The organism is Clavibacter michiganensis (genome assembly GCF_021216655.1).
In the GTDB taxonomy this organism is placed as follows: Bacteria; Actinomycetota; Actinomycetes; order Actinomycetales; family Microbacteriaceae; genus Clavibacter; species Clavibacter michiganensis.
Window position 1 is genome coordinate 1,592,887 of record NZ_CP080437.1, and the last position, 18,506, is coordinate 1,611,392.

Genomic DNA, 18,506 nt, shown 5'->3' on the forward strand with positions numbered 1-18,506 from the left:
CCCCCGGCCGGGGAATTCCCGCGAGCCGCCCGCCGTTGCCCCTCATCGTGGCCCGTGCAGGGCCGCGCGCTCGACGGGGAGCAGCCCGCCCCGCCGCCCGTCCGCGGGGATCCGCCCACCGCGAGGAGCGCACTTGACGACCAGCCGCACCGAGACCGCATCGATCCCCGTCACCGGTCCGGGCGCCGCGTCCGACGCGAACGCCGCGTCCCCCGCCCGCCGCGAGTCCGCCGCCGGCCTCCTCGTCTACGCGCTCACGCTGCTCGTGCTGGTCGCATCGGGCGCCGCGCCCTCGCCGCTCTACCCCGTGTACCAGGAGGAGTGGACGCTGCCGCCCGTGGTGCTCACGCTCGTGTTCGCCGTCTACGTGGCCGGCCTCCTCGCGACCCTGCTCACGGCCGGCCGGCTCTCCGACCACATCGGCCGCCGCCCCGTGATCCTCGGCGCCCTCGTCGTGTCCGTCGCCGCCATGCTCGTCTTCGCCTTCGCGCACGACGGGCTCGCGCTCGTGGTCGCGCGCATCCTGCAGGGCCTCGCCATCGGCCTCGCGACCGGGGCGCTCGGCGCCGGGATGATCGACCACCAGCCGTCGCGCCGATCCGGCCTCGCCGCCTTCCTCAACGGCGTCGTGCCGCCCGTGGCGCTCACCGTCGGCGCGCTCGGCAGCGGCTTCCTCGTCGCCTACGGACCCGCGCCCGAGGAGACGGTGTTCGTCGTGCTCGCCGCGCTCATGGTCGCCGCTGGCGTCGCCGTCGCGTTCGTGCCCGAGCGCCAACCGCGTCGCGCGGGCGCGCTCCGCTCGCTCGTCCCGTCGGTCGCCGTGCCGCGCGCCGCCCGCTCCGTCTTCACCGCCGTCGTCGGCGGGATGATCGCCAGCTGGGCGCTCGGCGGCATGTTCCTGGCCTTCATCGGATCCGTGCTCGGCACCACGTTCGGCCTGCACAGCGCCGCGCTCACGGGGACGGCGATCGCCCTGTTCACCGGGACGGGCGCGATCACCGGCATCGTGATCCGCACCCGCGACGCCCGCCGCAGCCTCATCGTCGGCGTGGTCGCCCTGGTGCTCGGCCCGATCGGCCTCGTCGCCGCGATCTGGACCGCGTCGCTCCCCCTCTTCGCGATCGCCGCGGTGATCGGCGGCGTCGGCTTCGGCGCGGGCTTCCAGGCGGGCCTGCGGCTCGTGCTCGCGGAGGCGCCCGTCGACCAGCGCGCGAGCCTCCTCTCCTCCGTCTACGTCGCGAGCTACCTCGCCTTCGGGGTGCCGAGCATCGTCGCGGGCGTGTTCGTCGAGGCGGACGGGCTGCCGATCGTGCTCACCGTCTACGGCGCCTTCGTCGCGGCGAGCGCCCTGGTCGCGCTCGTGCTGCAGCTCACGGGACGCCGCACGCGCCGCGCCGAGCGGATCGCCGACGCGCTCGACGCCGCCTCCGCCAGCTGAGCTCCGCCGCCGTCCGGGCATCCGGGCATCCGGGCATCCGGGCATCCGGGCATCCGGGCATCCGGGTAGCATCGTCGTCGCCGTGCGGCCGAGCCGTCCCGACGCGCGTCCCACCGGACCGGCATCACGCCCGGCGCCGGCCCCGAACGGAAGGTCGTCCCCCATGGCGTTCATCGTCGTCCTGCTCGTGCTCTGGCTGATCCTCACGGTGGTCGGCTTCGCCATCAAGGGCCTCATCTGGCTCGGCATCATCGGCATCATCCTGATCCTCGGCACGATCGTGCTCGGCAGCCTCCGCCGCCGCTACAACGCCGCGAAGACCCCGAAGGCGTAGCGCCCGTCCGCTCCCGGGACCCGGACGACGACGGGCTATCCTCGTCTCGGACCGCGGGACCGCCACGTGCAGGTCGCCGTCCGCAGGGGGCCCGCCGGCCGCTCCTGTCCGCACGCGCTGCACGTCCCGGAGAGACCATGATGCGAACGCCCCCGCACGCCCGCGCCCCGCGCACCGACGGCCGGCCGGGCAGGGCGTCGCTCCTCGTGTTCCTCGCGGCGCTCATCGGGATCGGCGTCCTGAGCGCGCTGTGGGCGGTCACGACGCCGCTCGGCGCGAGCCCCGACGAGCCGGCGCACATGAACAAGGCGGCCTCCGTCGTGCGCGGCCAGTTCCTCGGCGACGTGACGGACGACCCGCAGGTGCGCGTCGTCCAGGTGCCCGCGGGCGTCGCGTATTCGGATCCCTCGGCGTGCGCCCGGCACGACGGCGATCGGACGGCCGACTGCGCGCCCGGCTTCCCCGCCGGCGACGCGGCCGACCGCATCGTCTCCACCGAGACGAGCGCCGGCCTCTACGACCCCGTCTACTACGTGCTCGTCGGCTGGCCGACGCTCATCTGGGGAGGCGGCACCATGGCCGTCTTCGGCATGCGCCTCGTGAGCGCGCTCCTCTGCACGCTGCTCGCCGCGGGCGCGCTCGCCTACCTCGCCCGCCTCCCCCGGCCGGTCCTCCCGGTGCTCGCCACCTTCGCGGCGCTCACGCCCATGACGCACTCGCTGTTCGGATCCGTGAACCCGAACGCCTTCGAGATCGCGGCGACCGCGGCGTTCGCGGCCGCGTACATCACGGGCCTCGTGCGCGGCGGGCCCGTGAGCTGGCGCACCGCGGCGTTCCTCGCGGTCACCGGCGGGCTGCTCGTGCACGCGCGCGGCCTCTCTCCCATGTGGCTCGGCGTCGTCGTGGTGGCGGGCGCGTGCCTCGTCGGCTGGTCCCGCTTCTGGACGTACCTCCGCCGCCCGCAGGTGCTCACCGCGGTGGGCGTCGTGGCGGTGTCGACCGTGCTCGCGATCGTGTGGATCCTGCGCACCGGCTCGCTCGCGGCCGTCGGCGTCTACGAGCGCGCGGGCACCAGCTTCGCCGAGGGCCTCGTGATCATGCTCGAGCGCACCTTCGACTACGCGCGCGACATGGTCGGCAACTTCGGCTGGCTCGACACCGCCATCCCGTCGTACGCGGTGTTCCCCTACTTCGTGGGCTGGGGCGTCATCGTCGCCGCGGCCCTGATGATCCCGTCCGCGAAGGGCGGCCGGCGCGCGGTCGTCGTCGCCCTCGTCGGCTTCCTCCTGCTCCCGGCGCTCGTGCAGGCGTCGTCCGTGACGGTGTCCGGGTTCGTGTGGCAGGGACGGTACAACCTGCCGGCGTACCTGCTGCTGATCATGGTCGCGGCCGTCGTCGCCGCTCCCGCCTTCGACCGCGTGCCCGCCGTCGTGCGGCGCCGGATCCTCGTGCTCGTCGCGGTCGTGCACGCCGCGGCGGCCTTCGTGGGCCTCATGACCTTCCTGCGTCGCAACTCCGTGGGCCTCAGCGCGTCGTGGTCCGACCTCCTGCTGCGTCCCCGCTGGTCCCCGCCCGTCGTGGGCGTGGAGCCGTGGATCCTCGCGATCGCGGCCGGGTCGGTCGTCGCCGGCGCCGCGCTGCTCCTCGCGGTGCTGGCCGCGCGCCGCGACGCCCCGACGGAGGCGACGCTGGACGCCGGGCCCCGCGGACTCGCCGGCGTCGGGATGCCCGCCGCAGCAGGCACCGGCCGCGGCACCGTGGCCGCCTCTGCCGAGGCGCATGCCGACGGGGATCCCGAGCCGACGCCGATCCCGCACTCGCCCGCTGACGCGACGGCCACCGCGACCGCCGACGGATCGCGCGGCGCATGAGCACCGGCATCCCCGGCCGCCTCGCGCGCTTCCGCTCCGGCCGCCTCTACGGGCCGTTCGTCTACCTCGCGGTGGGCGGCGTGGCCTTCGTCGTCGACCTCGGCCTGCTCATCGTCGGCCGCGACCTCCTCGGCTGGCCGCTGGCCGCCGCGAGCGCGACCTCGTTCTGGGCGGGTCTCGTCGTGAGCTACGTGATGCAGCGCTTCCTGACGTTCCGGGACCAGAGGTCGGACTGGCACAGCCTCTGGAAGTACGGGGTGCTGGTGGCCGTCAACTCGCTCGCCACCGTGCTGATCATCGAGCTGTTCGACCGCATCGGCCTCGGCTACATCGTCGGCAAGTTCGTGTCGACGGCCATGACGACGCTCTGGAACTACGCCGCCTACAGGTTCTGGGTGTTCGCGGACCGGTCGGCGGTCCCTGTCGGGGACGACGAGGCGGACGATCCGCGCCCGTCGGAGCCCGCCGCCGGCTGATCCCGCTCGGCGGGCGACCCGGACGAGGCGGGCGCCGCGCCCGCGCGCGCCTCCTGCTCTAGGTCGCGCAGACGCAGGTCCGTCATGGCGCTCTCCTCCGCCAGCCGCCGCACCTTGTCCTCCAGGTCGGTGAGCTCGGCGCTGTACTGCACGCACACCAGGAAGATCACCACGATGCTCGCGAAGAACGCGAGGTTGAGCGGCTCCTGCACGCCGAGGAACCGGGCCGCACCCGAGAGCAGCGGCGGGAAGACGCTGATCACGAGCGCGACGAGGCCCGCGACCAGCCACCACACGGCGTGGCGCTCGCGGAGGCGGCGCCGACGGAGGCGCTCGATCACGACGCCCACGGCGAGGAGCGCCGCGACGAGGGTGAAGACGTAGCTGGTGGGGTTCACGCGGTGACCGCCTTGACGGGTCGGCTGATGGGACGGATGAGGGCGATCACGAGCGCCATGCCGGCGCGCGCCAGGTAGATGGCGGCCTTCGCCGGGTTGTGCGACGCGACGCCGCCGGCGCGGGGCCGCATCGACACGGGCACCTGCTCGATGGTGAGGCCGTGGCGGGCCGCGATGACAAGGGACTCGACCGTGTCGCCGAGGTACTCGGCGGGGTAGTTCTCCGCGAACAGCGCGACGGCGCGGGGGCCGGATCCGCGGTAGCCGGATGTCGTGTCGGTGAGCGGCGTCCGTGCGATGCGGCTGAGCGTGAAGCTCAGGAACCTCATCGCCCACTTGCGCGGGCCGGACACCTCGTAGTCGCCCTCGCCCGCGAACCGCGCGCCGATGACGACGTCCTTGCGCTCGAGGGCGGCGAGCAGCTGCGGCACGCTCTCCGGGTTGTGCTGGCCGTCCGAGTCGATCTGGATGACGTTGTCGAAGCCGTGGCGCTGCGCGTAGCGGAACCCCGCGCGCATCGCGCCGCCGACGCCGAGGTTGAACGGCAGCTCGAGCACGCGGGCACCCGCGGCCTGGGCGACCTCGACCGTGCGGTCCTTCGATCCGTCGCTGACGACCAGGCACGCGATGCCGGGGAGCGTGTCGAGGACCTCCCGCACGACCTGGCCCACCGCCTCCTCCTCGTTGTACGCGGGCATGACGATGAGGGTCGTGCTCAGGCTGGCGGGCATGCTGAGAGGGTAGCAAGGCGGCGCCGGGCGCCCGCGCGGGATCGCCGGGTCCGCCCAACGAGGCGACCCACTCGCTCGTGCCGTCGTCGAAGGCCTGCTGCTTCCAGATCGGGACGCGCTGCTTCACCTCGTCGACGAGGAGACCGCACGCGGCGAACGCGTCCGCGCGGTGCGCGGAGGAGACGGCGCAGGTGAGCGCGACGTCGCCGATGCCGAGCCGGCCGATGCGGTGCTCGATGTGCTTTCAGATAAAGCCGTGCCGCCGAGAGACGCCTGACGACGCTCGGATCAACGGCCGGCCCCTGCCCTCCACTTGACGGCCCGGACACCGTACCGTCGATTTGGTCGATGGACGTCTCCTCACTCAGAGCTCTTTTGGCCATCGTGGCGTACGACTGCATTGATCGCGAGGCCAGAGATCACGATGGTGACGCCGAAGGCAATCGACCCCACGACTCGGATCACTCCGGTTCGCTCGAAGGTGAAATATTGAATGAGCAGGACGACCCCGAGCCCGAGGACGACGATTCCCGCGATCTTGTACCTCAATTTGGCCTCTTTTCCGGAGGTGGGCACCGCGGCTCTCGCAGCACCCACCTCTTAGGTGGTGTGAGCGTCAGACGCACCGAATCCATGAATCGTCTACGCCAGACCACGCCGCTTCATGACCGAAAAAGGGGAGGAGCAGTTGACGATCGTCAGAACACTTCCCATTATAGCTGAGGTACTGCTGCGCGGCCGCGAGGACACCGGTAGTGATGACACAGGTCTCGGGGAATGCGCCGCACGCGGCGATTCCTATAAGGAAGCCGCTGCCGTTGATGATTGCATCTTGATCGAATGAATTCAAGAGGATGTATGGATGCCCGGTACCGTCGTCGAGTCCGCCGGAAATCTTCGATTCGAACTCCCCCTGGGGCGGGGTGGCTGCCGCCCCTTCAGGATATACGATTTCGATCCCGCTGCCCACGTGGTAGGTCGTGACGGACCGCCCATCGACAAGCGAGATCTCTCGTGGGACGTCCGACGCGTCCAGTTCGGCGTGCAAGCGACTGGTCGCCTGTCCCGAGATCGCGGACGACCCCGGGGGCTGAGCCATCTCAGCCGCATCTGCTGCCCCGGAGGAGATGCACGTGAATCCGAGGGCGACGACTGCCGCCACAGCAACATAGATTGGAGCCTTCGATCTGCTGTTCATTTGTCTTTCCTTCTATAGAGGAGTGAGACAATCCGCGCACCGATGTCGCTCGACCTACACCCAGTGTACCGAGGGAGCGAGGCAGGGCTCGGCATTCAGATATGCCTCGCGTGACGTGGGCTCCGGTCGGAATTCCAGGATCGACTGAGCCCTCGAGGCTGAACTCAGAACTCGTGATCGAAGCCCGTCGACACAGTCCACAGGGCGGAGAATATGAAGCGCTCGACCCGAGCAAGTCAGCCGAGCGAGGCCACCCACTCGCTCGTGCCGTCGTCGAAGGCCTGCTGCTTCCAGATCGGGACGCGCTGCTTCACCTCGTCCACCAGGAGACCGCACGCGGCGAACGCGTCCGCGCGGTGCGCGGAGGAGACGGCGCAGGTGAGCGCGACGTCGCCGATGCCGAGGCGGCCGATGCGGTGCTCGACGGCGATCCGCACCTCGGGGTAGCGCGCGGAGACGTCGAGCGCGACCTGCCGGATCGCCTGGCGGGCGGCCGGATGCGCGGAGTATTCGAGCCAGAGGACGCCGCGACCGTCGTCGTGGTCGCGCACCACTCCCTCGAAGGTGACGACCGCGCCCGCGTCGTCGGCGCGCACGGCGTCGGCGCAGTCCTCCACGCGGATCGCGCCGCCCGCGATGCGCGCGAAGAGCACGCGGTCGGCGGTCACGAGCTGGCTCCTGCGTCGGCCGCGGGAGCCGTGTCGGCGGTGTCGGCGGCCGGGTCGGCGGCGGGATGCACTGCGCCGCGGGCCTGCTCGAGCGCGTGGTCGAGGATCCGGTCGAGGAGGCCGAGGCCGTCGCGCACGCCGCCCGGCGAGCCCGGCAGGTTCATGACGAACGCGCCGCCCGCGAGCCCCGCGTGCCCGCGCGTGAGCACCGCGGTGGGCGTGTGGGCCGTGCCGATGCGGCGGGCCTCCTCCATGATCCCGGGGATCTCGAGGTCGAGCAGCGGCAGGGTCGCCTCGGGCGTGCGGTCGGTGGGGGTGATGCCCGTGCCGCCCGTGGTGAGGATCACGCGCGCGCCGCCCGCGAGGGCCTCGGCGAGCGCCGCGGCGACCCCTGGCCCGTCGGGGCGGACGACCGGCGCGCCCACCTCGAACCCGCGCTCGGCGAGCCACGCGGCGATGACGGGGCCGGTGCGGTCCTCGTACTCCCCCGCCGCGGCGCGCGTGGAGGCGACGATCACGACGGCGCGGCCGCGGGGATCCGCCGCGCTCACGGCCGGGCCCAGTCGCCGGACTTGCCGCCCTGCTTCTCGCGCACGAGCACGTCGGTGATCACGGCCCGCGCATCCACCGCCTTGACCATGTCGTAGAGCGTGAGCGCCGCGACCGACGCCGCGGTGAGCGCCTCCATCTCGACGCCCGTGACGCCCGTGGTGCTGACGGACGCGACCACCGTGAGCCGGTCGTCGGCACCGGTGATGTCGATCTCGATGCGGCCGATGGGCAGCGGGTGGCACAGCGGGATGAGGCTGGAGGTCTGCTTCGCCGCCATGATCCCCGCGATGCGCGCCGTGCCGACGGCCTCGCCCTTGGGCAGGTCGCCCGAGATCACGGCCGACACCACCTCGGGCCGGGTCACGAGCACGGCCTGCGCGACGGCCCGGCGCTTCGTGACGGCCTTGTCGGTGACGTCGACCATGTGCGCGGATCCGTCCTGCCGCAGGTGGGTGAGGGACGGCGCGGCGCTCGCTGCGGGATCAGTCATCGATGCTCCAGACGGTGACGGGGTCGCCGGCCTCCAGCCGGTCGAGACCTGCGGGGATGTGGACGAGGTGGGTGGCGGTCGCGTACGCGTGCAGGAGGTGGGATCCGGGGCCGCCGACCGCGACGACCCGGCCGTCTTCGTCGAGGCGGCCGCGCCGCACCTGGTGCTTGGCGGCGGGCGAGTCGAGGGGCGCGGCGAGCGGCGCCTCGCGGGACGGGCGGTCGGGTCGCGGGTGCCCGGCGAGGGCGCGCAGCACCGGACGGAGGAAGAGCTCGAACGAGACCAGCGCGCTCACGGGGTTGCCGGGGAAGGCGACCACGGGGATCCGCGCGCCGCCGGCCTCCGCGGTCCCGAGCCCCTGCGGCCCGCCCGGCTGCACGGCGACGGAGACGAACTCCACGCCGCCGCCCTCGAGCACGTCGCGCACGACCTCGTAGGCGCCGGCGCTGACGCCGCCCGTCGTGACCAGCAGGTCGATGCCGGCGGCGGCCCCACGGAGCGCCTCACCCACGCGGCCGGCGTCGTCGGACGCGACCCGCAGCGGGCGGACCTCCGCCCCGGCGGCCGAGAGCGCCGCGGCGAGCGCGACCGAGTTGGCGTCGTGGATCTGCCCGGGCGCGAGCTCCTCGCCCGGCGCGCGCAGCTCGAGGCCGGTGGAGAGGAGGAGCACGACGGGTCGGCGGCGCACGGTGACGGCCGCGACACCCGCCGACGCGAGCACGCCCCAGTGCGACGGGAGGAGGCGCGTGCCGGCGGCGACGAGCACGGCCCCCGCCGCGAGGTCGCTGCCCTGCGCGCGGACGAAGGCGCCCGGATCCACGGGGGCGGCGAAGGCGACGGTCGCGTCGGTCGCGGTCTCGTCGACGAAGCGGTCGGGGATCGCGGCCTCGATGGGCACGATCGCGTCGGCGCCGGGCGGGACGGGCGCGCCCGTCATGCAGGGGGCGGCGGTGCCGGGCTGGAGAGGCACCGGGGCGACGCCGGCGGGGATCCGCGCGGCGATGCGCAGGACGGCCGGGACCGCGTCGCTCGCGCCTGCGAGGTCCGCCGCGCGCACCGCGTAGCCGTCCATCTGCGAGTTGCGGAACGGCGGCAGGTCGAGCGGGCTCGTGACGTCGCGGGCGAGCACGCGGTCGGCGTAGCGGTGCGGATCCGCGCTCACGGCGTCCGCGGCGACGGGCAGCTCCTCCGCGGGCAGGCCGGCGAGCGGGGCGAGGAGCGCCGACACGGCCGCGCGGTGCTCGTCGACCGTGCGTCGTCGTCGGCCAGCGGGGCGGTCGGGGGTCATGGGACCATCATCCCCGACGCGGGTGCGTCCTCCCGGGCGCCGCCGGATCCCGATGCGCGGTCGTCCTCCTCGTCATCCGCGCCCCGGACACGGGCCTTGCCGTCGCGGTCCGGGCGCGGGACCCTGAGCGCATGGATCCGCACGAGCGCCGCGCCACCGTCCGCCGTCGCGTGGCCGCCGCGATCGGCGCCGTGCTGCTCGCCGCCGCGATCGCGCTCGGCATCGCCGGGGTGGTCGTCCACACGGGCGGATCCGACCTGGGTCTGCTGCTGCTCGTCGCGGCCCTCGCGCTGCTCACGGCGGGCGCGGGCCTGGTCGTCTCGGCCGTGCGGTCCGCCGCGGACCGCCCGCGCTGACACGGACCCGCTCCTCCCCAGAGCGCGGGACCGGATCCGTGTCCGCCTCCCGAACCGGCCCCTGCCGCGCGCCGCCCGGCCGTCCTAGGGTCGGAGCATGACCATCGCCGCCCGCGGGCAGACCCTCGTCGACCTCCACACCGCTCCCGAGCTCCTGAGGGTGGTGAACGTGTGGGACGCCATCACGGCCGCCGCCATCGGCGCGCTCCCCGAGACCAAGGCCCTCGCCACCGCGAGCCACTCCATCGCCGCCACCTTCGGCTACGAGGACGGCGAGAGGATCCCGCTCGACCTGCACCTCGACATGATCGGCCGCATCGTCGCCGCCGTCGAGCAGCCCGTCTCCGCCGACCTCGAGTCGGGCTACGGGGACGCGGGCGAGACCGTGCGCCGCGCCATCGGCGTGGGCGTCGTCGGCGCCAACCTCGAGGACGGCATGCGCCCCCTCGACGACTCGATCCGCGCGGTCGAGGCCGCCGTCGCGGCAGCGCAGGCCGAGGGCGTGCCGTTCGCGCTCAACGCCCGCACCGACGCCTACGTGCTGGGCGGCGACCGCGACCGGTCCGACATCCTCGCGGACGCCGTCGAGCGCACGCGCGCCTACATGGCCGCCGGCGCCACGACCGTCTTCGTGCCCGGACCGCTCACCGAGGACGAGGTGCGCACCCTCGTCGACGCCGTCGGCCCGCAGCGCCTCACCGTCATCGGCGTCCCCGGATCCCTCTCCCCCGCCCGCTTCGAGGAGCTCGGCGTCGGCCGCATCTCCTACGGCCCGTGGACCCAGCGCGTCGCGCTCACGGCCCTGCAGGACACCGCGAAGGACCTCTACGCGGGCGGTGCGCTGCCCGAGGGGACGCGGCCGCTCAACTGACGCGGTCCCGGCGTCGCCTCGGTCCACGTCGACCGGGGCGCGGCGGATGCGGTCGAGCCCGCGTCCACCGCGCCCTGGTTGACTGGGCACCCACCCGAAGGAGCACGACGTGACCGACACCCCCGCCGCGGCGACCACCGCATCCGTCCCCCGCGCCGAGATCGGCGTCATCGGCGGATCCGGCCTCTACTCCCTGCTCGATCCCGCGACGAGCGCGTCGCACCGCATCGAGACGCCGTTCGGCCCGACCTCGAGCGAGGTCGCCGTCGGCGAGCTGGCGGGCCGCCGCGTCGCGTTCCTCACCCGGCACGGCGCCGACCACTCGGTAGCGCCGCACCTCATCGACTACCGCGCGAACATCTGGGCGCTGGCGTCGCTCGGCGTCTGCGCCATCGTGTCGTCGTCCGCGGTGGGCGGCGTCTCGCCGGACTACCCGCCGGGATCGCTCGTCCTCACCGACCAGCTCCTCGACCGCACGTGGGGCCGGCCCGACACGTTCTTCGACCAGGGCGTCGTGCAGCACCTCTCCGCCGCGGATCCATTCGACCCCGAGCTGCACGCGCTCGCGGCCGCCGCGCTCGTGGATCTCGAGGGCGGCGACCGGGCGGATGCGGCAGGGCCGCTGCGCACCTCGGGCACCGTCGTCGTGATCCAGGGCCCGCGCTTCTCCACGCGCGCCGAGTCGCTCTGGTTCCGGCAGGCAGGCGCGCACATCGTGAACATGACGCAGTACCCCGAGGTCGTGCTCGCCTCCGAGCTCAACATCGGGACGGTGAACCTGTCGTTCGTCACCGACGCGGACGCGGGACTCGCACCGCTGCCGGGCGAGCAGGGAGATGCCGTCACGGCCGACCTGGTGTTCGCCCGGCTCCGGGAGGCGCAGCCGCGCATCGTCCGGGCGATCGAGGCGGTCGTCCGCGCCATCCCCGCCGACTACCGCGGACGCCCGCTGATCGACCCGGGCGCGGTCGAGTCCGTGCTCGCGCGGCCCGTCACCGGCGCGAGCACCACGACCGGCGCGCGCTCGTGAGCGACGGGATCCTCCTCGTCACGGGAGGCGCCGGCTTCATCGGCGGCGCCATCGTGCAGGCGGCGCTCGAGGAGGGCCGGCGCGTGCGCGTGCTCGACTCGCTGCGCGCCGACGTGCACGGCGGCGATCCGGAGATCGACCCGCGCGTCGAACTCGTGCGCGGCGACGTCACCGACCCGGACGCCGTCGCCGGCGCGCTCGACGGCGTGGACGTCGTGTGCCACCAGGCCGCGAAGGTCGGCCTGGGCGTCGACTTCCTCGACGCACCCGACTACGTGACGACCAACGACGGCGGCACGGCCGTGCTCCTCGCCGCGATGACCCGCGCGGGCATCGACCGGCTCGTGCTCGCGAGCTCGATGGTCGTGTACGGCGAGGGCGCGTACGCGGGCGCCGACGGACCGGTGCGCCCGCCCGCCCGCGGCGTCGCCGACCTCGATGCCGGGATGTTCGATCCGGTGGATCCCGCGACCGGCGAGCCGCTCGTCCCGCAGCTCATCGGCGAGGACGTGCCGCTGGATCCCCGCAACGTCTACGCCACCACCAAGCTCGCGCAGGAGAACCTCGCGAGCTCGTGGACCCGGGCCACCGGCGGTCGGGCGGCCGCGCTGCGGTACCACAACGTCTACGGGCCGGGCATGCCGCAGAACACGCCCTACGCGGGCGTCGCCTCGCTGTTCCGCTCGGCGCTCGCGCGCGGCGAGGCGCCGCGCGTCTTCGAGGACGGCCGGCAGCGCCGCGACTTCGTCCACGTGCGCGACGTCGCCGGCGCGAACCTCGCCGCGCTCGCCTGGACCGCCGACCGCGAGGCGGGATCCTTCCGGGCCTTCAACGTCGGCAGCGGCACCGTGCACACCATCGGCGAGATGGCGGAGGCGCTCGCGCGCGAGGCCGGCGGATCCGCGCCCGTCACCACAGGCGAGTACCGGCTCGGCGATGTGCGCCACATCACGGCGTCGTCGGACCGGCTGCGCACGGAGCTCGGCTGGGAGCCGCGGATGACCTTCGAGGAGGGCATGCGCGAGTTCGCGACGGCGCCGCTGCGCAGCGCGGTCGTCTGAGCCGCGGGTGCCCGGCAGCCGCGGCGGATCCATGACGGGTCGTACCCGGGTGCCGCTCGTCCGCGGAGCCCGGCACCTCCGACGGACGAGGTCGGGGCCGTCCGCTCGCCACACTGGGTGCATGACCCCCGCATCGCCCCGCAGCGTGAGCCGCCGCTCCGGCATCGCCCTCGCCGTCACCGCCGCGTCCCTCGCCCTCGCCGGCTGCTCGGGCATCACCGACGACATCGCCGACATCTACGCGATCACCTACGAGGTGACGACCACTGGCCCCGCCGACGGCGGCCTGACGGACGTCTCGTACGCCGAGGCCTCGCACCGCGGCCGTCCGTCGATCGTGAAGGAGGTCGGGCAGGCGTCGCTCGCGCCCGGCGACGACTCGGCGAGCTCGGTCTGGTCGGTCGAGTCCGTCGTCACCGCCGAGGACTGGGCGTTCGTGCAGGCCACCCCGGTGGACGGCGAGGCGCTGACCTGCCGGATCCTCGTGGACGGCGTGAAGGAGATCGCGACCTCCACTGCGGCGCCCGGGCAGCCCGTGACGTGCCAGGTCCCGACGGCGCCGTTCGGTTGAGCGCGCTGAGCCGTCCGGCCGCGCCGACCGCCCTCGCGGCCGACGCGTACGGCACGCGTCAGTACTTCGCGGACTGCCCGCCGTCGATCGGCAGCACGGCCGCGTTGACGTACGCCGCGTCATCCGAGAGCAGGAACGCGACGACCGACGCGATCTCCTCGGCCTCGCCGTAGCGCTTGGTCGGGTTGCCCTGGATGAACTGCTCCGCGGCACCGCGCGGGTCGTCGGCGCTGATCTGCTTCATCGACGCCTCGACCATGGGGGTCCAGATGGCGCCGGGCGCGATGGCGTTGATCCGGATGCCGAACTCCCCGTACTCGACGGCCGAGTTGCGGGTGAGGCCGACGACGCCGTGCTTCGCGGCCGCGTAGCCGGACTGGTTGCCGACGCCGCGGATCCCGCCGACGCTGGCGGTGTTCACGACCATGCCGGAGCCCTGCTCGCGCATGACGGCGAGGACCTTCTCGAGGCCGAGGAACACGCCGCGCAGGTTGATCGCGACGACCTTGTCGAACTCCGCGGCCGTGAAGTCCTCGGTGAGGTTCTGACGGCCCTCGATGCCGGCGTTGTTGAAGAAGCCGTCGATGCGGCCGAAGCGCTCGACGGTCTGGTGCACGTAGGAGTCGACGTCGGACTCCTTCGACACGTCGGCGAGCACGGTGAGGATCGCGGCGTCGGGCGTCGCGGCCGTCACGGCGGCGACGGTGTCGACCAGGCCGCCCTCGGAGATGTCGACGAGGGCGAGCTGCGCGCCCTCGGCGGCGAGGCGGACGGCGGCGGCGCGGCCGAGGCCGGATCCTCCGCCGGTGATGAGGACGACCTTGTCGGTGAAGCGGGTGGTGGTCATGGGGTCTCCTGACGAGTGGGGCGGTGGCCCGCGTCTCGTGGGCGGAGCCACTGGTCCATGCGATCGCATGGACATCCCTACCGTAGGTCGGTTTCCTGGACGCGGGCTCCGCGCGGCGCCCGCAGCTCGGGCTGTCGCCGCTCCAGCCGCCACCGCACCGCGACGAAGACGAGGCCGGCCAGGACGATGTGCACGAGCACCAGCGCGATCGCGTCGGGCTCGACGAACGCGACGTCCCAGCCCGACGACACCCAGCCCATGGGGTCCAGCAACACGCGGGTCACCGTGAGCTGCGTCCAGTGGAACGCCATCGCGATGAGGAGCGCACCCTCCATCGGGATCCGCCGTGCGGCGACGAGCGCGAGGCCGAACAGGCCGAGCTGGAGCACGTACACGACCGCGTCGTTCCCCTCGGGCACCGGCGTGAAGGCACCGGTGTCGGATCCCGCGATCGTCAGCAGGATCCAGCGGCCGGACTCGATGACGACGCCGATCGCCGGGAAGAGGGCGGTGGTGAGGAGCGTGGCGACGACGAGCCCGGTCCCGTCGCGGAGGTTCGTCCACATGTATCCGCGGAGGGCGAGCTCCTCGGGGATCGCCTCGTAGAGCGCGAGGACGACGCCGTCGAGGAGGAGGAACCCGGCGAACGCGGCGAGGTCGACGCCGTCGACGCGGATCCAGCCGAGCAGGCCCGCCGGGACCCAGACGACCGCGCCCGTCACCGCGCCCACCCCGACGCCCAGCGCGATCGGCCGCCCGATCCGCCGCGAGAGGCCGATGCTCGCGAGGCTCCTGCGGTCGAGCCGTCGGCGCAGGAGGACGACGGCGGGCACGACGATCGCGGACATCAGCACGGCCTGCAGCACGATCTCCAGGAGGAGGCCGGCACCGGTCGCCTGCGCGACCGCGTCCGCGATGCCGATGGCGAGGCCGAGCCCCACCCCGAGCACGACCCAGGCGAGGAGCGCGACCGCGACGGCGCGGATCCACGACTGGGGGCGGCGCGTCTGCGCGTAGAGGCGCGGATCCGCGGCGACGGCGGCCGGCTCGTCGCGGTCGCCGGGAGCCGTCCGGGCAGCGGCGGAGGAGCGGGCGGATGCGGGCACGGGACTCGTCTCGTCGGCAGGCGGTGGTCGGGGACCTCCCGGCCATGCTCGCCGCCGGGTCCCCGGCGCGCGACCTCGACGGCGGCGCGGTCGGCTTCTGGGGCGCGGGATCAGCCCGCGGACGCCCCCGCCGGCACGTCCGTCGACGTCGGCGCCTCCGTGAAGTCGAACACCAGCACCCCGTGCGGATCCGCCGCGAGCAGCGGCCCGACGAACTCCTTGAAGGCGGCGTGCTGGTGATCGATGCGCGCCGGATCCGCGATGAGCGGCTCCCCGAGGTAGAGGTTGCGGTCGCCCTCCGAGGAGAAGGTCAGCACGAAGCCGAGCTCGAACCCGCGGCCGACGCCCTCGGGGCTCGACTGCCGGCCGGCGTGCAGCGAGCGGATGTAGGCCCCCGAGCCGTCCGGGTGCGGCGAGTCGGCGAGCGCCCGGAAGCGGCGCTCCACCTCGTCCCGGTCGGCGGGCGTCGCGTCGTCACGGAGTCGGAACAGCACGACGTGGTGGACGAGCCCGGGGACGTGGTCGCGGGCGGTGAGCTGGTCGTCGGTGAGGGCGGGGCGGTCGTCGATGGTCATGTCCGGATCCTGGCCCGATCCGGGCGCGGCGGCGCGGTCAGGAGACGACGGCGCGCTCAGGAGGTGACGAGGAGCGGGACGCCCAGCGCGAGCCCGGCCGCGCCGACCGCGAGCTGCGACCACGTGCGGCGGGCGATCCTGCGGCCGGCTCGGCGCGCGACGACGATCGCGGCCAGCGCGTCGAGGGTGACGAGGGCACCGGCGACGGTCAGGATCCAGGCGATGACGGTGGTGGCCACCCGCCCAGGGTACGGGCCGCCCCGCCGTGACCCGGACGGGGCCTCGCCGTGCCGGATCCGCCGCCGTAGCCTGGCGGTACGCGACCACCGCCCCGGCCGCGGCTCCCGGCCCTCGACGAGGAGGCCTCATGACCGACCCGCTCGACGCTCCCGACGACGCGCTCGCCCGGCGCCTCCGCGACGACCCCGACGCCGCGCGCCGTCTCGAGGAGCTGCGACGCCGCGCCTACGGCCGCGACGGATCCACCGCGCCGCTCGTCGAGGTCCCCGCCGACCTCCGCGCGCGCACCGGCTACGACGCGGTCGAGCTGCCTGCGCCGCTGGTCGCCCTGCTCGCGGAGGAGGCACGGCTCGTCGACGAGGGCGCGGCGCTGCTGGCGTCCGAGCGTCCGGCGGCCGATCCCGCGCGGGCCGTGCAGCCGCATGCGGGAGCGGAAGCCGGAGACGACGCCGAGGCGGCCGCTCCTCGTCGGCCACGCGGCCGCGGGGTGCTCGTGATGGTCGTCGCGGGCCTCGTCGTGCTCGCCGGCCTCGGCACCGCGGCGGCCACGGGCTCCCTCGACGCAGGATCCACCGCCTCGACGCCCCCGATCGCCGAGGGCGTCGGCTCCGCCGTCACCTCGACCGCCACCCCGCGCGGCCAGGCGATGGGCACGCCCGACGGGCGACGCGGATCCGTCGTCCCGGACTTCACGGCGGATCCGCCCGTCCGGGTCCCGATGACCGACGCCGAGCTGGCCGAGAGCCTGCGGGTCCGCGCCGATCAGGCGTGGAGCCTCGTGCTCGAGCAGCAGCCGGACGCGGTGCGGCCCGATGCGCGGATGGAGCGGGTGGTCGACGACGAGGAGGACTACGCGGAGCAGCAGGTGGCCTGCCTGCGGGACGCGGGCGTCACGGCGTTCACGGAGGGCCAGTCCAGCTTCAGCATCACCGACGGGGATCCGGTCGCCGTCTACGCGTGCTCGGTCCGCTTCCCCCTGCGCGACAGCGGCGGTCGCACCGACGCCGAGCTCGCCTACATCCACGACTACTACGTCTCCTACCTGATCCCCTGCTACGCCGCGGAGGGGAGGCCGTACGTCGGCGAGGTCCCCGCCGTCGACGACTTCATCGCCGACGTGCGCGCCGAGCGGCCCTGGACACCCTTCCCCGACGCGATGAGCGACGGGCTGGCCGCGGCGTGCCCGGTGCTCCCCGCGGCGTACCGGTGACGAGTCCGGGCTCGCCCGCCGACGCCCTCGGTCGACGGCTGCGGGACGACCCGGACGCCGCTCGCGCCCTCGACGCCCTCCGGCGCGCCGCCTACGGTCGCGAGGACGGAGACGCCCCGAGCGTGGAGGTCCGGCTGGCCGCCGGCGTCGAGGTCGACGCGCTCCCGGCACCGCTCGTCGCGCTGCTGGTCGCGGAGCACCGCCTCGTCGGCGAGGGCCGGGAGCTGCTCGCCGCCGATGCACGGGCGACCCCGCGCGCGTCGGACGACGTCCCGACCGCGGCCGGGGAGACCGCGGATCCCCGCGCGCACCCGCCCGCCCCACGCCGCCGTCGCCTCCTCCGCCCCGGCCCGGTCGCCGCGGTGCTCGCGGGCGGGCTCCTCGTCGTCGGGCTCGGCACCGCATCCGCCGCCGGCCTCCTCGCCGACGACGACAGCTGGCGATCGCAGGACCCTACCTCGACGCCCGGCCGGCCGAGCACGCCGGATCCCCGCATCGGCACGCCCGTCCCCGCGTTCACGGCGGAACCTCCGGCGGAGCTGCGCGAGGACCTCACGGACGTCGAGACCGCGCAGGCGCTCCGGGAGCGCGCCGACTTCCTCTGGGACCGGGTTCTCCTGGAGCGCCCCGACGCCGTGCGCCCGGACCTGCCCGTCGAGCGCGTCCTCGACGGCGAGGAGTGGGTCAGGCAGCAGGCCGCGTGCCTGGGCGAGTCGGGGGTCCGCGTCCAGGTCATCGGGACGGGCGAGGACACCCGGCTGGGCGCCCACTCCGCGGACGTCGCCGTGGAGTACGCCTGCTCGGTGCGCTTCCCGACCACGCCCGGCGGCCCGTTGACGGACGCCGCGCTCGGCTGGCTGCACGACTACTACGTCGAGTTCCTCATCCCCTGCTACGCGTCCGAGGGCGAGCCGTTCGAGGGCGAGGAGCCGGATCGCGAGGCGTTCATCGCGTCGTCCCGCGCGGGGGATCCCTGGCAGCCGTACGTCGAGACGCCCGACGGCGCGCTGGAGTCGCGCTGCCCGCAGGCCCCCGTAGGCCTCCGCTGACCCGCCGCCGCGCCTGCTGAGGACGCTTCTCAGCGCGGTTAGGGTTGGTCCCGTGCTCGCCCCCATCGGACCCCGGCCCCGCGCCACCGGTCCGCGATGACGGCTCGGCACACCCCGTGGGCGCCGGACGACGACGACGCGTCCCC

The 18,506-nt window shown here is 74.2% G+C and carries 23 protein-coding genes and 1 pseudogene; 11 read left to right on the top strand and 13 right to left on the bottom strand.

Annotation, left to right across the window (positions count from 1 at the left end; genetic code table 11):
• Nucleotides 1–133: 133 nt before the first annotated feature.
• The 4 genes from K0V08_RS07315 (at nt 134) to K0V08_RS07330 (ending at nt 4,119) form a co-directional block, all read left to right on the top strand.
• Complete coding sequence (locus tag K0V08_RS07315) at nt 134–1,438, top strand: MFS transporter (RefSeq protein ID WP_079534346.1); 1,305 nt, start codon at nt 134–136, stop codon at nt 1,436–1,438.
• A 163-nt stretch (nt 1,439–1,601) separates the two neighbouring features.
• Nucleotides 1,602–1,772, top strand: coding sequence for a hypothetical protein (locus tag K0V08_RS07320; protein ID WP_167435227.1), 171 nt, complete (start codon nt 1,602–1,604; stop codon nt 1,770–1,772).
• A 137-nt stretch (nt 1,773–1,909) separates the two neighbouring features.
• Nucleotides 1,910–3,643 carry a DUF2142 domain-containing protein gene (locus K0V08_RS07325; protein WP_079534344.1) on the top strand — a complete coding sequence of 578 codons (1,734 nt, stop codon included), beginning with the start codon at nt 1,910–1,912 and terminating at the stop codon, nt 3,641–3,643.
• Nucleotides 3,640–4,119 carry a GtrA family protein gene (locus tag K0V08_RS07330; RefSeq protein WP_012038998.1) on the top strand — a complete coding sequence of 160 codons (480 nt, stop codon included), beginning with the start codon at nt 3,640–3,642 and terminating at the stop codon, nt 4,117–4,119. The genes K0V08_RS07325 and K0V08_RS07330 overlap by 4 nt, the downstream gene beginning before the upstream one ends.
• On the opposite strand, the gene K0V08_RS07335 is transcribed toward K0V08_RS07330, so the two are convergent.
• From K0V08_RS07335 to K0V08_RS07375, 9 genes and pseudogenes are all read right to left on the bottom strand, one after another.
• Entirely contained in the window at nt 4,026–4,517 is a 492-nt protein-coding gene (locus K0V08_RS07335; RefSeq protein WP_079534688.1) for a DUF2304 domain-containing protein, read from the bottom strand. The two genes, K0V08_RS07330 and K0V08_RS07335, sit on opposite strands and share 94 nt — an antisense overlap.
• The gene (locus tag K0V08_RS07340; protein ID WP_012039000.1) at nt 4,514–5,248 is read right to left on the bottom strand and encodes a glycosyltransferase family 2 protein; all 735 of its coding nucleotides are present in this window, start codon (nt 5,246–5,248) and stop codon (nt 4,514–4,516) included. The genes K0V08_RS07335 and K0V08_RS07340 overlap by 4 nt, the downstream gene beginning before the upstream one ends.
• Before the next feature lie 172 nt (nt 5,249–5,420).
• Nucleotides 5,421–5,486, bottom strand: a pseudogene (locus K0V08_RS16155) (molybdenum cofactor biosynthesis protein MoaE); the annotation flags it as partial.
• Nucleotides 5,487–5,608: 122 nt separating this feature from the next.
• Complete coding sequence (locus tag K0V08_RS07350) at nt 5,609–5,797, bottom strand: hypothetical protein (protein WP_086515948.1); 189 nt, start codon at nt 5,795–5,797, stop codon at nt 5,609–5,611.
• Between the two features lie 67 nt (nt 5,798–5,864).
• Entirely contained in the window at nt 5,865–6,446 is a 582-nt protein-coding gene (locus K0V08_RS07355) for a hypothetical protein (protein ID WP_079534340.1), read from the bottom strand.
• 236 nt (nt 6,447–6,682) lie between these two features.
• On the bottom strand, nt 6,683–7,114 hold the full coding sequence (locus tag K0V08_RS07360; RefSeq protein ID WP_079534338.1) for a molybdenum cofactor biosynthesis protein MoaE: 432 nt from the start codon (nt 7,112–7,114) through the stop codon (nt 6,683–6,685).
• On the bottom strand, nt 7,111–7,665 hold the full coding sequence (locus tag K0V08_RS07365) for a MogA/MoaB family molybdenum cofactor biosynthesis protein (RefSeq protein WP_079534336.1): 555 nt from the start codon (nt 7,663–7,665) through the stop codon (nt 7,111–7,113). The genes K0V08_RS07360 and K0V08_RS07365 overlap by 4 nt, the downstream gene beginning before the upstream one ends.
• A complete protein-coding gene (gene moaC / locus K0V08_RS07370; RefSeq protein ID WP_079534332.1) occupies nt 7,662–8,156 on the bottom strand; it encodes a cyclic pyranopterin monophosphate synthase MoaC in 495 nt (164 codons plus the stop codon). The genes K0V08_RS07365 and moaC overlap by 4 nt, the downstream gene beginning before the upstream one ends.
• Entirely contained in the window at nt 8,149–9,444 is a 1,296-nt protein-coding gene (locus K0V08_RS07375) for a molybdopterin molybdotransferase MoeA (protein ID WP_079534330.1), read from the bottom strand. The genes moaC and K0V08_RS07375 overlap by 8 nt, the downstream gene beginning before the upstream one ends.
• Nucleotides 9,445–9,575: 131 nt before the next feature.
• On the opposite strand from K0V08_RS07375, the gene K0V08_RS07380 reads away from it, so the two are divergent.
• The 5 genes from K0V08_RS07380 (at nt 9,576) to K0V08_RS07400 (ending at nt 13,333) form a co-directional block, all read left to right on the top strand.
• Nucleotides 9,576–9,800: a hypothetical protein gene (locus K0V08_RS07380; RefSeq protein ID WP_079534328.1), complete on the top strand. Its 225-nt coding sequence runs from the start codon at nt 9,576–9,578 to the stop codon at nt 9,798–9,800.
• Nucleotides 9,801–9,897: 97 nt separating this feature from the next.
• The gene (locus tag K0V08_RS07385) at nt 9,898–10,671 is read left to right on the top strand and encodes an isocitrate lyase/PEP mutase family protein (protein ID WP_012039006.1); all 774 of its coding nucleotides are present in this window, start codon (nt 9,898–9,900) and stop codon (nt 10,669–10,671) included.
• 109 nt (nt 10,672–10,780) lie between these two features.
• Nucleotides 10,781–11,701, top strand: a complete 921-nt coding sequence (locus tag K0V08_RS07390) for an MTAP family purine nucleoside phosphorylase (protein WP_079534326.1) — start codon at nt 10,781–10,783, stop codon at nt 11,699–11,701.
• Nucleotides 11,698–12,762 (top strand): NAD-dependent epimerase/dehydratase family protein, encoded by a 1,065-nt coding sequence (locus K0V08_RS07395; protein WP_079534324.1) that lies wholly within the window; start codon nt 11,698–11,700, stop codon nt 12,760–12,762. The genes K0V08_RS07390 and K0V08_RS07395 overlap by 4 nt, the downstream gene beginning before the upstream one ends.
• A gap of 121 nt (nt 12,763–12,883) precedes the next feature.
• A complete protein-coding gene (locus K0V08_RS07400; RefSeq protein ID WP_079534322.1) occupies nt 12,884–13,333 on the top strand; it encodes a hypothetical protein in 450 nt (149 codons plus the stop codon).
• 58 nt (nt 13,334–13,391) lie between these two features.
• Here the strand turns inward: K0V08_RS07400 and K0V08_RS07405 are convergent, their stop codons facing one another.
• From K0V08_RS07405 to K0V08_RS07420, 4 genes are all read right to left on the bottom strand, one after another.
• Nucleotides 13,392–14,180, bottom strand: coding sequence for a glucose 1-dehydrogenase (locus K0V08_RS07405; RefSeq protein ID WP_079534320.1), 789 nt, complete (start codon nt 14,178–14,180; stop codon nt 13,392–13,394).
• 77 nt (nt 14,181–14,257) lie between these two features.
• Nucleotides 14,258–15,286, bottom strand: a complete 1,029-nt coding sequence (locus K0V08_RS07410; protein ID WP_079534318.1) for a CPBP family glutamic-type intramembrane protease — start codon at nt 15,284–15,286, stop codon at nt 14,258–14,260.
• A 110-nt stretch (nt 15,287–15,396) separates the two neighbouring features.
• A complete protein-coding gene (locus tag K0V08_RS07415; protein ID WP_079534317.1) occupies nt 15,397–15,861 on the bottom strand; it encodes a Dabb family protein in 465 nt (154 codons plus the stop codon).
• 56 nt (nt 15,862–15,917) lie between these two features.
• On the bottom strand, nt 15,918–16,100 hold the full coding sequence (locus K0V08_RS07420; protein WP_012039013.1) for a hypothetical protein: 183 nt from the start codon (nt 16,098–16,100) through the stop codon (nt 15,918–15,920).
• A 128-nt stretch (nt 16,101–16,228) separates the two neighbouring features.
• Between K0V08_RS07420 and K0V08_RS07425 the strand changes: the two genes are divergently transcribed.
• Nucleotides 16,229–17,311, top strand: a complete 1,083-nt coding sequence (locus tag K0V08_RS07425) for a hypothetical protein (RefSeq protein WP_079534315.1) — start codon at nt 16,229–16,231, stop codon at nt 17,309–17,311.
• Nucleotides 17,308–18,360, top strand: a complete 1,053-nt coding sequence (locus K0V08_RS07430) for a serine/threonine-protein kinase (RefSeq protein WP_079534686.1) — start codon at nt 17,308–17,310, stop codon at nt 18,358–18,360. Before K0V08_RS07425 ends, K0V08_RS07430 begins: the two co-directional genes overlap by 4 nt.
• The last annotated feature ends 146 nt before the right edge of the window (nt 18,361–18,506 follow it).

Excerpts from the sequence above, each read along its gene's own strand:
- K0V08_RS07320 (WP_167435227.1), top strand. The coding sequence starts at position 1,602 with ATGGCGTTCATCGTCGTCCTGCTCGTGCTCTGGCTGATCCTCACGGTG.
- K0V08_RS07325 (WP_079534344.1), top strand. The coding sequence starts at position 1,910 with ATGATGCGAACGCCCCCGCACGCCCGCGCCCCGCGCACCGACGGCCGG.
- K0V08_RS07330 (WP_012038998.1), top strand. The coding sequence starts at position 3,640 with ATGAGCACCGGCATCCCCGGCCGCCTCGCGCGCTTCCGCTCCGGCCGC.
- K0V08_RS07340 (WP_012039000.1), bottom strand. The coding sequence starts at position 5,248 with ATGCCCGCCAGCCTGAGCACGACCCTCATCGTCATGCCCGCGTACAAC.
- K0V08_RS07355 (WP_079534340.1), bottom strand. The coding sequence starts at position 6,446 with ATGAACAGCAGATCGAAGGCTCCAATCTATGTTGCTGTGGCGGCAGTC.
- moaC (WP_079534332.1), bottom strand. The coding sequence starts at position 8,156 with ATGACTGATCCCGCAGCGAGCGCCGCGCCGTCCCTCACCCACCTGCGG.
- K0V08_RS07375 (WP_079534330.1), bottom strand. The coding sequence starts at position 9,444 with ATGACCCCCGACCGCCCCGCTGGCCGACGACGACGCACGGTCGACGAG.
- K0V08_RS07380 (WP_079534328.1), top strand. The coding sequence starts at position 9,576 with ATGGATCCGCACGAGCGCCGCGCCACCGTCCGCCGTCGCGTGGCCGCC.
- K0V08_RS07385 (WP_012039006.1), top strand. The coding sequence starts at position 9,898 with ATGACCATCGCCGCCCGCGGGCAGACCCTCGTCGACCTCCACACCGCT.
- K0V08_RS07400 (WP_079534322.1), top strand. The coding sequence starts at position 12,884 with ATGACCCCCGCATCGCCCCGCAGCGTGAGCCGCCGCTCCGGCATCGCC.
- K0V08_RS07405 (WP_079534320.1), bottom strand. The coding sequence starts at position 14,180 with ATGACCACCACCCGCTTCACCGACAAGGTCGTCCTCATCACCGGCGGA.
- K0V08_RS07415 (WP_079534317.1), bottom strand. The coding sequence starts at position 15,861 with ATGACCATCGACGACCGCCCCGCCCTCACCGACGACCAGCTCACCGCC.
- K0V08_RS07425 (WP_079534315.1), top strand. The coding sequence starts at position 16,229 with ATGACCGACCCGCTCGACGCTCCCGACGACGCGCTCGCCCGGCGCCTC.